Origin of the sequence: Paenibacillus sp. FSL R7-0216, assembly GCF_037969915.1 — a bacterium.
Lineage (GTDB): Bacteria > Bacillota > Bacilli > Paenibacillales > Paenibacillaceae > Fontibacillus > Fontibacillus rhizolycopersici.
In genome coordinates this window covers 3,862,708-3,877,500 of the sequence record NZ_CP150222.1, presented here as the reverse complement: position 1 = coordinate 3,877,500, position 14,793 = coordinate 3,862,708, and the positions used below count along the sequence as shown (strand labels likewise).

Below are 14,793 nucleotides of genomic sequence, written 5' to 3'. Positions count from 1 at the left end.
TTTAGAAACATTCCTTTTAGCTGAACTTGTGTCAAAACAAGTTAAATAAGAGGTAGTGACTACTGATGCGAAGGTTTTGTGATGGCCGATCCTTTGGGAGTGCGCGGCTGCTTGCGAGAGCAAGTCAGCAAGCGACGGACAACGAGCGGACAGCACAATACCGAGCAACTTGGTTAAGCTTACTACTAAGAGCACACGGAGGATGCCTAGGCGCTAGGAGCCGAAGAAGGACGTGGCGAACAACGAAACTGCCTCGGGGAGCTGTAAGCAAGCTTTGATCCGGGGGTGTCCGAATGGGGAAACCCGGCTGGGTTAATATCCAGTCACTCGTATCTGAATTCATAGGATGCGAAGAGGCAGACCAGGGGAACTGAAACATCTAAGTACCCTGAGGAAGAGAAAACAAAAGTGATTCCGTCAGTAGCGGCGAGCGAACGCGGAACAGCCTAAACCAAGGAGCTTGCTCCTTGGGGTTGTGGGACGTCTCACATGGAGTTACAAAGGTTCATATTAGACGAAGAGGTCTGGAAAGGCCCGCCAAAGAAGGTAAAAGCCCTGTAATCGAAAGTGTGAACCCTCCGAGACGGATCCCGAGTAGTGCGGGGCACGTGAAACCCCGTATGAATCTGCCAGGACCATCTGGTAAGGCTAAATACTCCCTAGTGACCGATAGTGAAGCAGTACCGTGAGGGAAAGGTGAAAAGCACCCCGGAAGGGGAGTGAAATAGAACCTGAAACCGTGTGCTTACAAGAAGTCAGAGCCCGATCTATGGGTGATGGCGTGCCTTTTGTAGAATGAACCGGCGAGTTACGTTTGCAAGCAAGGTTAAGCCGTGAAGGTGGAGCCGCAGCGAAAGCGAGTCTGAATAGGGCGACTTAGTTTGTAGGCGTAGACCCGAAACCGTGTGATCTACCCCTGTCCAGGGTGAAGGTGCGGTAACACGCACTGGAGGCCCGAACCCACGTACGTTGAAAAGTGCGGGGATGAGGTGGGGGTAGCGGAGAAATTCCAATCGAACTCGGAGATAGCTGGTTCTCCCCGAAATAGCTTTAGGGCTAGCCTCGGAAAGAAGAATAGTGGAGGTAGAGCACTGATTGGGTGCGGGGCCCGCCAAGGGTTACCAAGCTCAGTCAAACTCCGAATGCCACATATTTATTATCCGGGAGTCAGACAGTGAGTGCTAAGATCCATTGTCAAAAGGGAAACAGCCCAGACCATCAGCTAAGGTCCCCAAGTGTGTGTTAAGTGGGAAAGGATGTGGAGTTGCACAGACAACCAGGATGTTGGCTTAGAAGCAGCCACCATTTAAAGAGTGCGTAATAGCTCACTGGTCGAGTGACTCTGCGCCGAAAATGTAACGGGGCTAAACACACCACCGAAGCTATGGCTAGATGCTTTGCATCTGGGGTAGGGGAGCGTTGTATGTAGGTAGAAGGTGTACCGTAAGGAGCGCTGGACAGCATACAAGTGAGAATGCCGGTATGAGTAACGAAAAGATCAGTGAGAATCTGATCCGCCGAAAGCCTAAGGGTTCCTGAGGAAGGTTCGTCCGCTCAGGGTAAGTCGGGACCTAAGGCGAGGCCGAAAGGCGTAGTCGAAGGACAACAGGTTGAAATTCCTGTACCACCGTAATCCGTTATGAGCGATGGGGTGACGCAGTAGGGTAGTGACGCGAGCTGATGGATGCTCGTCCAAGCAGTGAGGCTGGTGTGTAGGCAAATCCGCACACCGTAAGGCTGGGCTGTGATGGGGAGGGAAAATTATAGTACCGAAGGTCATGATCTCACACTGCCAAGAAAAGCCTCTAGTCAGGAGAAGGTGCCCGTACCGCAAACCGACACAGGTAGGCGAGAAGAGAATTCTAAGGCGCGCGGAAGAACTCTCGTTAAGGAACTCGGCAAAATGACCCCGTAACTTCGGGAGAAGGGGTGCCCCGGTAGAGTGAATAGCTCGAGGGGGCCGCAGTGAAAAGGCCCAAGCGACTGTTTAGCAAAAACACAGGTCTGTGCGAAGCCGCAAGGCGAAGTATACGGGCTGACGCCTGCCCGGTGCTGGAAGGTTAAGGGGAGTGGTTAGGGGTTAAACCCGAAGCTATGAACCGAAGCCCCAGTAAACGGCGGCCGTAACTATAACGGTCCTAAGGTAGCGAAATTCCTTGTCAGGTAAATTCTGACCCGCACGAATGGCGTAACGACTTGGGCGCTGTCTCAACGAGAGATCCGGTGAAATTTTAATACCTGTGAAGATGCAGGTTACCCGCGACAAGACGGAAAGACCCCATGGAGCTTTACTGCAGCTTGATATTGGACTTTGATACGATTTGTACAGGATAGGTGGGAGCCTAGGAAGCCGGAGCGCCAGCTTCGGTGGAGGCGCCGTTGGGATACCACCCTGATCGTATCGGAGTTCTAACCTGGTACCGTGATCCGGTACGGGGACAGTGTCAGGTGGGCAGTTTGACTGGGGCGGTCGCCTCCTAAAGAGTAACGGAGGCGCCCCAAGGTTCCCTCAGAATGGTTGGAAATCATTCGAAGAGTGCAAAGGCAAAAGGGAGCTTGACTGCGAGACTGACAAGTCGAGCAGGGACGAAAGTCGGGCTTAGTGATCCGGTGGTACCGCATGGAAGGGCCATCGCTCAACGGATAAAAGCTACCCTGGGGATAACAGGCTTATCTCCCCCAAGAGTCCACATCGACGGGGAGGTTTGGCACCTCGATGTCGGCTCATCGCATCCTGGGGCTGAAGTAGGTCCCAAGGGTTGGGCTGTTCGCCCATTAAAGCGGTACGCGAGCTGGGTTCAGAACGTCGTGAGACAGTTCGGTCCCTATCTGTCGTGGGCGCAGGAAATTTGAGAGGAGCTGTCCTTAGTACGAGAGGACCGGGATGGACGCACCGCTGGTGCACCAGTTGTTCCGCCAGGAGCACAGCTGGGTAGCTAAGTGCGGACGGGATAAGCGCTGAAAGCATCTAAGCGTGAAGCCCCCTCAAGATGAGATTTCCCAATTAGTAAGACCCCTTGAAGACGACGAGGTTGATAGGCCTGAGGTGGAAGTGCAGCAATGTATGGAGCTGACAGGTACTAATCGGTCGAGGGCTTATCCAAATATCTAAAACAGCAAATTCGTTTCGTATCCAGTTTTCAAGGATTAAACCTTGAACCGTTTGGTGGCGATGGCGGAGGGGTTCCACACGTACCCATCCCGAACACGACCGTTAAGCCCTCCAGCGCCGATGGTACTTGGACCGAAGGGTCCTGGGAGAGTAGGACGCCGCCAAGCAATATTCCCTGATAGCTCAGTTGGTAGAGCACTCGACTGTTAATCGAGTTGTCACAGGTTCGAGTCCTGTTCGGGGAGTCCATCCTGGAAGGAAGCATGTATGCATTTCATATTTGCTTCTCTTCTGGGGAAACCAACTCATATGGAGAGGTGTCCGAGTTGGCCGAAGGAGCACGATTGGAAATCGTGTAGGCGTCACAAGCGTCTCGAGGGTTCGAATCCCTCTCTCTCCGCCAGCAAGGACTTTGTTTGTGGCCCGTTGGTCAAGGGGTTAAGACACCTCCCTTTCACGGAGGTAACAGGGGTTCGAATCCCCTACGGGTCATTCTTTATCGTCCCAGATATGGAGGCTTAGCTCAGCTGGGAGAGCATCTGCCTTACAAGCAGAGGGTCGGGGGTTCGATCCCCTCAGCCTCCACCATATCGATTCTCTTTTACTGACGCGGGGTGGAGCAGCCCGGTAGCTCGTCGGGCTCATAACCCGAAGGCCGCAGGTTCAAATCCTGCCCCCGCAATTATCCTCGCAAGAGGATGGCATGATCCAAGTGTGGAGCCGTGGTGTAGAGGCCTAACATGCCTGCCTGTCACGCAGGAGACCGCGGGTTCGAATCCCGTCGGCTCCGCCATTATTTTATGCCTTCTTTGTACGAGCCATTAGCTCAGTTGGTAGAGCACCTGACTTTTAATCAGGGTGTCGAAGGTTCGAGTCCTTCATGGCTCACCAGTTTCATATTCTTTATGCGGACGTGGCTCAGCGGTAGAGCATCGCCTTGCCAAGGCGAGGGTCGCGGGTTCGATTCCCGTCGTCCGCTCCATCTAATACGCGCCCTTAGCTCAGCTGGATAGAGCGTTTGACTACGAATCAAAAGGTCAGGAGTTCGAATCTCTTAGGGCGCGTTTCCTTGCCGGTGTGGCGGAATTGGCAGACGCGCGCGACTCAAAATCGTGAGGGAAACCGTGGGGGTTCGAGTCCCTTCACCGGCATCAAACCAAACAGATTTATAAATTCACGCTAATGTGATATTTATAAATCTGTTTTTTTATTTTGCCTTTTTTCATGTTCCAAGCAATGTTTCTTCAGAAGGTGAATCGAATCATCCCCTCCCCATTTCTCCAAATCAGACAATGGCCATCCGGAGAGTGGAGGGTGCCCGCCCACTCCTTATCAGACTTTTCTTTATTGAAAAATCAAATCGTACAAGCATATAATGAAGACTCAAAGCAGATCAGGTCGTTATGGGTCAGGCTTGGATGAAATCGTAAATGATTACAGGGGGAAGCTGCTTTGTTAAGTAGTTGGTATCAGACTTTTATTAAAGACAAGACGCTCTCGAAGATGGTGGTTATATATAGTCTGATAGCCATCGTTACTGTGATAGGCATCGCCCAAGCGATCTTTAGGAGCATGTTGGATTCGGCCGTGCAAAGTCAGATGGAAATCCAACGCAGAGCCTTGGACAGTATAAATGACTACGTGCAGAAAAATGTGGACTATGTGGAGCAGATTACAAACGAAATATATAGTCAATCAGCGCTTGCGGATAATGTGTCTTTTTTTCTCATGCACAACTACAACGAATATGTGAACTACAGATTGGAGAAACTCACCGGTTCCGGCGCCTCATACTGGGATGCCGCGAGTTTCTTTGTTAGGAAAATGGATGCCAATCCTGCGATTAAAGAGCTTATTCTTTATGGGGAGGATAGTCAGCAAGTATACGATTTCTGGCATGGGCGATTGAAGTCCTATCAAGTAAACGCCGAGAAGTCCTATGTGCCTGGAGCCATCATGAATGAATCCGCTCGAATCTCTGTTCCTAATCTATGGCTTGAAAAGCTCGTCGATAAGAACCAGGAGCGGATGTACACGGCGCGTACGAACATCACAAACCGGTATAATCTAAAGACGGTTGGACATCTGCTGGTATACTATGATTCCGACCAAATCGGCTCAGCCATAGCCCCATACGAAAATAAGCTTAAAGGTAATTTATTGGTGCTCACCCCAAAGGGCAAGGTGATTTATGATCGGTCCGGCCAATATTATAACGAACCGTATCCATATGGCGAGCAAGTTCTATCTTACAATGGTTCGGCCATTTTGAAGGAAAATTCATGGATTAGCGCTGTCCAAAATAATAATGGTTACATTGTGCTAAGTGTCGTTCCCAAGGCGGAAATCAATGCCGGATTAGTGGATATTCAGCGAACTATTGTGATTTTGAGCATGGCTTGCATACTTGTCATCATTTTGATTCCCTTTGGATTCGTGATGAATTATACCAAACAGATGCATCTGATTATCCATTCAATGCGCATTGTTGAAACAGGGGAATTGAGCGTTCGCATTCCCGTTAAAAGGAAGGATGAATTAGGGCTGATCGCAGGCAGTTTCAACCAAATGCTGAATAAACTTACCCACCATATTAACCGTAGTTATAAGGCGGAAGCAGAGCAAAGCCGGGCGGAAATGACCGCGCTTCAGGCTCGCGTGAACCCGCATTTCTTGTTCAATACACTGGAAGTCATCCGAATGAGAGCCGTCTCGTTGGGCGTAACGGAAGTAGGGGACATGGTCTACAATCTGGCGAACTTATTTCGGAATCTAGTCGAGGAAGAGATGTTTGTAAGCCTTCAGCAAGAGATGGAGAACAGCAGGATGTATCTGGAATTGTTCAAGTCTCGTTACCAGGATAATTTCAGCTATGAGATCCGATTGGACCCTCGAACGGCGGACCATTGCATTGTAAAGTTGTCGCTACAGGTCATCATTGAGAACTTTATCGTTCACGGTTTGCGCGACGACGATATCATCAACCGCATTGAGGTGAGTTCCGAACTAAAGGACGAATTTGTATCAATTGTTGTCAGCGACAATGGAGTAGGGATGAGCGAGGAGAGGTTAAATGCAATCCGACAATCTTTGTCACAACCTGATTCAGGCAGCAAATCCTTCGGACTTCGTAGTGTATACCAACGGCTGATTTATATCTATGGCGATGAATGTACCATGAATTTGGACAGCAGGTATGGCGAAGGAACAACGGTAATAATCAGTATGCCTTACGTGAAGGGAGATTTATAGGTGTACAAAGTTCTTCTTGTAGATGATGAGAAATATATTCTTGAAGGTCTAAGCAGCTTAATCGATTGGGGAGCAATGGGACTGGAAATCGTGGGAATGGCAAAGGGAGGAAGGAAAGCCCTTGAACTGCTTGCCACCACGAAAGTGGATGTTTTGATTACGGATATCTCCATGCCGGGAATGAACGGGTTGGAGTTAATCCGCAAGGCACGTCAAGACGATGATCAACTCAAGGTCATCATTTTGAGTGGTTACAATGAATTCGACTATCTCAAGGAAGGGATGAGTCTGGGCATTGAGAATTATCTCTTGAAGCCGGTCAATGTGTCTGAACTCACCCAAACTTTGAGCACGCTCATGGACAAGTTGGAGGCTGCTAGACCCAATTACGATGATTTAAATGACATTTACATTATCAGAAATAACACCCTTCATCGCTGGATGACCAGGCAAATCGCGGCAGCTGAGTGGAAAGAGCGCTGTAAGCTGCTTCAGCTTGGCCCTACTCGCCAATACAGATTGGCCGCAGTTGCCAGGAAGGGAGACTATGCAGACCGGTTATTTGATGAATTGGACGAGACGAAGGGCAATCAAGCCCCGTGGGTCTACCGCGATCTTGATGGGGATGTGGCCATCATATTTCAGTCGGACAATGAGGGAGGGTTGAGCGAGTTTGCCCAAAGGTTTCTGCAAGAGTGGTGCTCGAGAGTTGGACAGGAAGAGCGAAACGATATCCGGATCGGACTTGGACGAGTCGAGGCTACGGAGGACTCTGATTCTCTGAGCTATGACGAGGCGAAACAGGCATTGGATTATTTCCTGCTGTTTCCCAGAGAAACGATTTTCCAATATGAGAAAATGAACATGTCTAAAGTGTTGATACGTTCGGAAAGCAGCATCAGCTGGGAACAGTATATCCAATTGCTTCATACCCGGGACGCCGATAGACTGAAAGACGTGATTCAAGAAGATTTTGTCAAGCTGCAGCAACAGGAGGGCATGACGCCTCGGCACTTATGGAGAATTGCCGCTGAGGTTATGATCCGCCTTAAGCTGGCTGTGGAAGAAGTAAGACCTGCGGATCCTGCGCTGGAGGAGAAGTTTTCCGATCATCTAGATCTTCTTCATAACACAGTAGAATGGGCAGGATTTATGGAAATACTGAGAAATATGGCGCAAATGTCAGTGGACACGTTACAGGCGGCCAATTACAGCCCTGTGATCCAGCAAGTATTAAAGCTGGTGAAAGATACGTATACCGAGAACTGGACACTCATGCAGTTGGGGGATCGGTTTCACACGCATCCTGTCTACTTGGGCCAACTGTTCCGCAAGGAAACAGGTGTGAGCTTTGCCGGATACGTGAACCGCTACCGAATTGAGCAGGCGAAGAGATTACTGCGAGAAACGAACCTGAAGGTCAATCAAGTGGCTCGTGAAGTCGGATATTGGGAAGTTGCTTATTTTTATAGGCAGTTCCGAAAATATGTCGGGGTCTCACCAATGGAATATAAATCACTCGTATGAAAACGGGTGAGCAACGAAACGCCGTTATCGTCGATAGATAAACGGCGTTTTTATTATGAAGTGCTGCTATGCTCCGAGGGGTATCGCACCTTTCTTTAGTTTGGTTAAGGTATCTTAGTTTTGTCTGCTGTTGGAACGGACGGTTTTTTGATAGCCTGAAAATGTAAGAGTAAAGCGGTTTCAAAACAAAAGGGAGGTTAACGCAAGATGAAAAAGAATTTCAAACTAACTCTGATTTTGGTCCTCGTATTGGCATGTACGACAATCTTGTCGGCCTGCGGCGGAACGGGCAAAGAGAAGGAGGCCGAAGTCGCCGGCAACAGCGGTGCTGCAAAGCCGGTGGAGTTGATCTGGTATAACATTGGCACACCTCAGAAGGATACCGATATGGTCATGGCTGAAGTGAGCAAGTATACCGCGGAGAAAATTGGGGTCACCGTAAAGATGAAACAAATCGACTTTGGCGATTACACGCAAAAAATGCAGGTTCTGACGCAATCCGGTGAGCCCATGGATATTCTGTTTACGGCTTCGTGGGGGTTTGATTATGTACAGAACGCAAGAAAAGGCGCATTCATGGAATTGAATGATCTTCTGGATCAATACGGGCAGGGAATCAAGGAGACGCTGGATCCCGCATTTCTGGAAGGATCCAAGGTGGATGGGAAGAACTATGGGATTCCCGCCAATAAGGAGCTTCCCGCCCAGGATGTCTGGCGTTTCAATAAGCAATGGCTCGACAAGTACAATTTGGATATTTCGGGCGTAAGAAGCCTGGAAAGTCTGGAGCCGCTCTTGAAAACGATTAAAGAAAACGAGCCCGGTGTAGTTCCGTTCATGATTGACCGAAACTTTATTCCTAATCTTCCCTATGATTACGTTATTCAGAATCTCCCAATGGCTGTGAAGCTCGATACGAACGACTTTAAAGTGGTTAATATTCTGGAAACTCCTGAGTTGAAGCAGTCTTTGGCGACAATGCGCAAATACTATCAGGCAGGATATATCGATCCTGAGGTAGCAACGACGACAGAAACTTCAGACTTAACCAAAACAGGCAACTGGTTTGTAGACCGTCCAACGACCCAACCGTTTGCTGATAATTTGTGGACGGCTTCCCTCGGCTATCCGGTAGTTTCTACACCGGCGACGGATCCTATCATTTACAATTGGTCGGTTATGGGATCCCTGCAGGCGATTTCCGCAAATTCTAAGCATCCGGTAGAAGCCATGAAGTTCCTCAATCTGCTGAATACCGATGCGTATCTGCGTAACTTGGTAGACTCCGGCATTGAGGGCGTGCACTATGAGAAGATCGGAGACAATGTTGCTAAAAATTTGGACAAATCGAGAGATTACGATATGCCTTCGTTTGCCATTGGAAACATGATGCTGACTTACTTGACTGAGGGGGATCCTGCAGATAAATGGGATGGCTTCCGCAAATTTAATGAAGAAGGAGTACCTGCTCCACTCTTGGGCTTTAATTTTAACGGCAATGATGTGTTACCGGAGTTAGCCGCATTGAATAATGCAAAGGATCAATTCTGGGCGCCGTTGATGACGGGTTCCGTAGATCCGGACAAATATTTGCCAAAAGCAATTGAGGAGCTAAAAGCAGCCGGATTGGATAAGATCATCGAAGAAACTCAAAGACAGCTGGATGAATGGCGCGCGACGCAGAAATAATGAATCAGAAACGGAGACAAGCGAACCAGACTGGGGTTACCCCAGTCTGGTTCGCTCCTAAACATCGAATAAAGTTTGGATAGGAGGAACGAAATGCATGCGATCCGCCATTTTTTTAAAGACTTTCACAAGAATTTACCTATTTTGCTAATGGTTCTGCCAGGAGCCATCGGTTTTATTATTTTTTCCTATTTGCCGATGGGGGGGACGTTGCTTGCCTTCAAGCAGTACCGATATAACGGTGAGGGCTTTTTGTCCAGCTTTTTAAGCAGCGAATGGGTAGGGATCAGAAACTTTACCTTTCTATTTGGTACCAATGATGCCTATATCATTACCCGAAATACGCTACTTTACAATATAGCCTTTATTACGCTAGGCACTTTAGCTGCTGTCATTATGGCGATCCTATTATCGGAGATCGTGAACAAGCGCTTGTCCAAGCTATATCAGACGGGAATGTTTCTTCCTCATTTCATGTCCTTTGTGATTGTCGGTTTTTTTGTTTACAGCTTCTTGAATGCGGATAAAGGACTACTTAACAGCGTGTTGAGCGGTTTCGGTTTGCAAGAAATATCGTGGTACGCTACGCCTGAATACTGGCCTTACATTCTCATTATAACGAACCTGTGGAAAAGCATAGGTTATACCAGTGTGGTCTATTTAGCGGCCATTACTGGATTTGACCGTTCATTATACGAAGCCGCCATGATTGATGGAGCCAGCAAGTGGAGGCAGATTCGCAGCATTACGATCCCCCTCTTAAAGCCGTTGATCATTATCATGACATTATTGGCTATCGGTAGAATCTTTTATGCGGACTTTGGATTGTTTTACAACGTTCCGCGCAACTCGGGCGCACTGTATCCAGTGACGAATGTCATCGATACTTATGTGTATCGCGGATTGAATGCTACCGGTGAAATGGGAATGGCGACGGCGGCAGGATTTTATCAGTCCATCATTGGGTTTATTCTGGTCATCACTTCAAATTACACCGTTCGTAAACTCGATAAAGACAGCGCGTTGTTTTAATAGATTTATGGAAGCGAGGAAAGCTTGTGGCTAGCAAATCCAAAACATATCGGGATATTCATAGTCTCTCGCCACGTATGAACCTGATACTTAATGTGGTCGTCGCAATATGTGCCTTAATTTGTGTATTTCCGTTTGCTTTTGTCGTGATTCTCTCCTTCACGGACGAAAAAAGCCTGGCCTATCATGGCTATCGCCTGATTCCTGAAAAATGGAGCACGTATGCGTACGAGTATCTATTTCAGAATGGCTCTCAGCTTTTGCGATCCTACGGAGTCACCATTACCGTAACGGTAGTGGGGACAGTGATTAGTCTTTTAGTCATTGCCTTGTATGCTTATGGAATCTCTCGATCCAGCTTTAAATACCGCAGTTTTTTTTCGTTTTTGGCGTTATTCACCATGCTGTTCAACGGTGGACTTGTACCGACTTTTATCGTGGTCACCCAGGTACTTCATTTGAAGGATACACTATGGGCACTGATCTTACCCATGGCGATGAATGCTTTCTATATTATGATCATGCGTACATTCTTCAAAGGCCTTCCGGATGGAATTATCGAATCGGGAAAAATTGATGGAGCCAGCGAGTTTCAAATTTTCGCCAGAATTGTGTTGCCGCTTTCCTTGCCGGGCTTGGCTACCATTGGTTTATTCTGCACGCTCGGGTACTGGAACGACTGGTTTAATGCCTTGCTGTATATCGACAATCCCGACCTGGTTCCGTTGCAATCCATGCTGATGCGGATTGAGAGCAGCATGGCCTTTATTCTGCAGAATGCAAAAAACAGCGGTTTAGGGAGCGCGGCAGCGAGCTTGCCTCAAGAGACTTCGCGTATGGCCATGGTTGTACTGGCTACAGGTCCGATCGTGTTGGCCTATCCGTTTTTCCAGCGTTTTTTCATCCAGGGTCTAACCGTAGGCTCGTTAAAAGAATAATGGAAATGCAGCAATCGCTGTACACCGGGAATGGAGTGCAATGATGAATAGAATGGATCGACTAATCCGCCATTTAAGCGAACTGCAATGGAAGGATTCGCAAACACTGACTACCTGGAAAATCAAGCGGGGACGCTACCTTCTCCCCGGCGAATATGATTGGGAAGAGGAAATATCAGTTGAGTTTGCGGGAGATGCACTGAACGGGGCTGCCGGAACTACGTATTTGCTGCGAAAAAGCGTGGTTGTCCCTGCGGAGTGGACCGCCGAGGATGTAGGATTGGTGTTCGAATCCAACGGTGAAGGACTGCTGCGAATCAACGGCCATTCCTATCATGGCTTGGACAGTAATCATTGCTTTATTCCTATGGATCCGCGTGAGGTCGGGTACCTTCCGGAATTGGAAATTGAATTGATGGACCCGGAACCGAATCCGGATGATCGCCTGAACCAACAATTCAATCCGCGAAGACAACCGATAGCCGACTTAAACGTTAGGCTCGTCATAGTAAACCGGCCCATCCGAAGTCTGTTGTATACGATAACTGTGGCGGCGGGATCCGCAGCGTTGCTGCCGGAACGGAGCCTTGAGAAGAACCGCCTGATGGAGGCGCTTTACAGGGTACATGACGCCTTTGCGTATTTGTCCGGGGACGCGGAGGAGGATCGGGCGGTGTTTCCGGACCCGGAAGAGGTCCAACGGCTTGAAGAAATGCTGCTCCATGCACTCCGCGAGGACTCGACGGGCAAAAAAGCGGGCGTGATGCACATGGTAGCCCAGTCCCATATTGATATTGCATGGCTGTGGCCTATACGGGAAACCGTGCGGAAAGGCAGCCGCACGTTCTCGACGGCTCTTCGTTTGATTGAGGAGTTTCCGGAGTTTCATTACGCCCAGAGCCAACCGCAATTGTATGCCTATGTCAAAGAGCATGATCCCGAGCTCTACGGCCGCGTCAGGGAACAGATAGCCAAGGGACGGTGGGAGCTGGTAGGGGGGATGTGGGTTGAACCGGACCTGAACATTCCCAGCGGCGAATCCTTGGTGCGACAAAGTTTGTATGGACAGAAGTTTTATATGGAGGAGTTCAGCAAACGCTCCTTTATTGAATGGTTACCGGATACCTTCGGATATTGCGCTTCCCTGCCGCAGATTTTAAAGCTTTCCGGGGTCGAGTACTTTATGACCAGCAAGTTGAATTGGAGCGATACCAATCCGTTCCCTTACGACATTTTTCATTGGGTAGGAATAGATGGAACGAGTATTCTTTCTTATCTGAATCATGGTTTAGGCGAGGATACCCGCCCGAAGGATATCAGAGAGCATTGGGACTTCTTCCGACAAAAAGACGTTCATGACGAAGAAATGCTGCTCTATGGTCATGGTGATGGGGGCGGCGGGGCGACTAGAGAAATGGTCGAGTACGTTGCGCGATCCGCCAATCTCCCCGGATTGCCTGTCAGTAAGTTCAGTACAGCCGAGGAGTACTTCCGCGGACTGGACGCTTCGGCAGAATCGTTTCCTAAATGGTATGGTGATCTGTATTTGGAATATCACCGCGGAACCTATACATCCCAGGCGAGAAACAAGCAGATGAACCGGAAGATGGAGCTGTTATTCCGGGAAGCGGAGGTATGGAGCAGTTTGGCGACTAGCGTGAATAGTGAATCCGCATCGAATAGGGGGTTCGCGACGTCTTTGGAAGAAGGCTGGAAGCTGATTTTGCTAAATCAATTCCATGATATTATTCCAGGATCCTCCATTCCCGAGGTATACGAGACTTCTTCAAGGGAGTATGCCAAAGTGGCTCAAATCGGCCATTCGGTTTTGAGAAGCGGGATTGCCAGTTTACTTTCGAAAATTAGCGTTGCGGGAGAGGGCATCCCTTACGTCGTTTTCAACAGTTTGGGCTGGGAACGAAATGCCGTGATTCAACTTCGGTTGGAAGCAGCGACAGTTGCGTGGGTGGTTGACAGTCAAGGGAGAACCCTGAAATCCCAGGTGATTGAGGACGAGAATGGACGCTTTCTGCTGACGGAACTGCCTGCGGTTCCCGCATTCGGTTATACAACGGTATGGCTGCGTACGAAGCCATTGGACGTTACGCGGAATCAGATTGACACTGAGCAGCAAGCGGGTGCGGTTCAGCCGTTACGCTGGGAAACGGATACCTACGTACTTGAGTTTAACGAGCGCGGAGAGATTACTCGCTGGCGGGATAAGGAAGAGAAACGCGAACTGCTGATAGGCGGAAGGGTAGCCAATGAATTTCAGTTCTTCCATGACCGGCCCGTGGAGTGGGATGCGTGGGACGTAGATCATCGTTACGCCAAACAGTCTGCCGGAACGGCGAAACTGGAATCTTTCGAGGTCATAGAAAACGGAAGCGTCAGAGATGTGCTGCGTTTACGCTGGTCTTGGAGCCGATCTACGATTGAGCAGGATATCGTCTTCCAAAAGGGCATGCGAAGAGTGGACTTCAAGACTTCTGTGAACTGGCAGGAAAGTCATAAATTATGGAAAGTCGCTTTTCCCGTGGATCTTATTGCTACCAAGGCCACTTATGAGATTCCGTTCGGCGCTTTGGAACGTTCCACGACGAATAATACGAGTTGGGATCAAGCCCAGTTCGAAGTTTGCGGGCATCGCTGGGCCGATCTATCCGAGGGCGGTTACGGAGTCAGCCTCCTGAACGACAGCAAATACGGATATGACATAAAGGAGGGTGTCTTGAGACTCTCCTTGTTGAGAGCACCGAAATGGCCGGACAAGCATGCGGATTTGGGGCAGCATGAGTTCACTTATTCGCTATATCCGCATCGCGGGAACTGGCGGGAGGCGAGTGTCGTACGTACCGCTGCGGAATTAAACCAGCCAGTGGTCGTTGAGCAAGCCAAGATTCAGGCAGGAATTCTGCCAGGCGATAATTCGTTCTTCCGTTTAGTTAGCGATCATGTCATATTGGATACGATTAAAATGGCAGAAGACAAAAAAGGAACGATTCTGCGCTTTTACGAGTCGTCAGGGGCTCGTGAACAAATTCGCTTGAACTGGAAGCTTCCTATGCTTAAAGCCATGGTGGTTAATCTAATGGAAGAAGAAATAGAAGAAGCATTGGTGCATGACGGAGAGCTCTATCTTGATTTTCGTCCTTATGAGATCAAGACCGTAAAGCTGATTCATGAAAATGGCTGCTAATGGCTGTTACTAAAGAACGAGGATTTCAAATGAGTTATTCGCAG

6 protein-coding genes, 10 tRNA genes and 2 rRNA genes are annotated in these 14,793 nt (G+C 48.9%); all 18 read left to right on the top strand.

Translation table 11 applies throughout. The annotated features are described in order from the left end of the window. Positions 1–171: 171 nt before the first annotated feature. The 18 genes from MKZ15_RS17705 (at position 172) to MKZ15_RS17620 (ending at position 14,749) form a co-directional block, all read left to right on the top strand. A 23S ribosomal RNA gene (locus MKZ15_RS17705) occupies positions 172–3,104 on the top strand. A 58-nt stretch (positions 3,105–3,162) separates the two neighbouring features. Then, positions 3,163–3,279 (top strand): 5S ribosomal RNA (gene rrf, locus MKZ15_RS17700). A gap of 5 nt (positions 3,280–3,284) precedes the next feature. Beyond that, positions 3,285–3,357: transfer RNA gene (locus MKZ15_RS17695), tRNA-Asn, on the top strand. Between the two features lie 66 nt (positions 3,358–3,423). Beyond that, positions 3,424–3,515 (top strand) — tRNA-Ser (locus tag MKZ15_RS17690). A gap of 17 nt (positions 3,516–3,532) precedes the next feature. Continuing rightward, positions 3,533–3,604, top strand: a tRNA-Glu gene (locus MKZ15_RS17685). A gap of 20 nt (positions 3,605–3,624) precedes the next feature. Next, positions 3,625–3,700 (top strand) — tRNA-Val (locus MKZ15_RS17680). A gap of 20 nt (positions 3,701–3,720) precedes the next feature. Beyond that, a tRNA-Met gene (locus tag MKZ15_RS17675) sits at positions 3,721–3,794 on the top strand. A 34-nt stretch (positions 3,795–3,828) separates the two neighbouring features. Next, positions 3,829–3,905, top strand: a tRNA-Asp gene (locus tag MKZ15_RS17670). 22 nt (positions 3,906–3,927) lie between these two features. Beyond that, a tRNA-Lys gene (locus tag MKZ15_RS17665) sits at positions 3,928–4,003 on the top strand. Positions 4,004–4,019: 16 nt separating this feature from the next. Continuing rightward, positions 4,020–4,094, top strand: a tRNA-Gly gene (locus tag MKZ15_RS17660). 8 nt (positions 4,095–4,102) lie between these two features. Beyond that, positions 4,103–4,176: transfer RNA gene (locus MKZ15_RS17655), tRNA-Arg, on the top strand. Between the two features lie 7 nt (positions 4,177–4,183). Further along, positions 4,184–4,263 (top strand) — tRNA-Leu (locus MKZ15_RS17650). Between the two features lie 301 nt (positions 4,264–4,564). Then, complete coding sequence (locus MKZ15_RS17645) at positions 4,565–6,364, top strand: histidine kinase (RefSeq protein ID WP_339817175.1); 1,800 nt, start codon at positions 4,565–4,567, stop codon at positions 6,362–6,364. Beyond that, the gene (locus MKZ15_RS17640; protein WP_193418968.1) at positions 6,365–7,891 is read left to right on the top strand and encodes a response regulator transcription factor; all 1,527 of its coding nucleotides are present in this window, start codon (positions 6,365–6,367) and stop codon (positions 7,889–7,891) included. Positions 7,892–8,098: 207 nt separating this feature from the next. Then, positions 8,099–9,580: an ABC transporter substrate-binding protein gene (locus MKZ15_RS17635; RefSeq protein WP_339817174.1), complete on the top strand. Its 1,482-nt coding sequence runs from the start codon at positions 8,099–8,101 to the stop codon at positions 9,578–9,580. Between the two features lie 93 nt (positions 9,581–9,673). Then, positions 9,674–10,612: an ABC transporter permease subunit gene (locus MKZ15_RS17630; RefSeq protein WP_193418965.1), complete on the top strand. Its 939-nt coding sequence runs from the start codon at positions 9,674–9,676 to the stop codon at positions 10,610–10,612. Between the two features lie 77 nt (positions 10,613–10,689). Continuing rightward, a complete protein-coding gene (locus tag MKZ15_RS17625; RefSeq protein WP_339822491.1) occupies positions 10,690–11,550 on the top strand; it encodes a carbohydrate ABC transporter permease in 861 nt (286 codons plus the stop codon). A 43-nt stretch (positions 11,551–11,593) separates the two neighbouring features. Next, on the top strand, positions 11,594–14,749 hold the full coding sequence (locus MKZ15_RS17620; protein WP_339822488.1) for an alpha-mannosidase: 3,156 nt from the start codon (positions 11,594–11,596) through the stop codon (positions 14,747–14,749). The last annotated feature ends 44 nt before the right edge of the window (positions 14,750–14,793 follow it).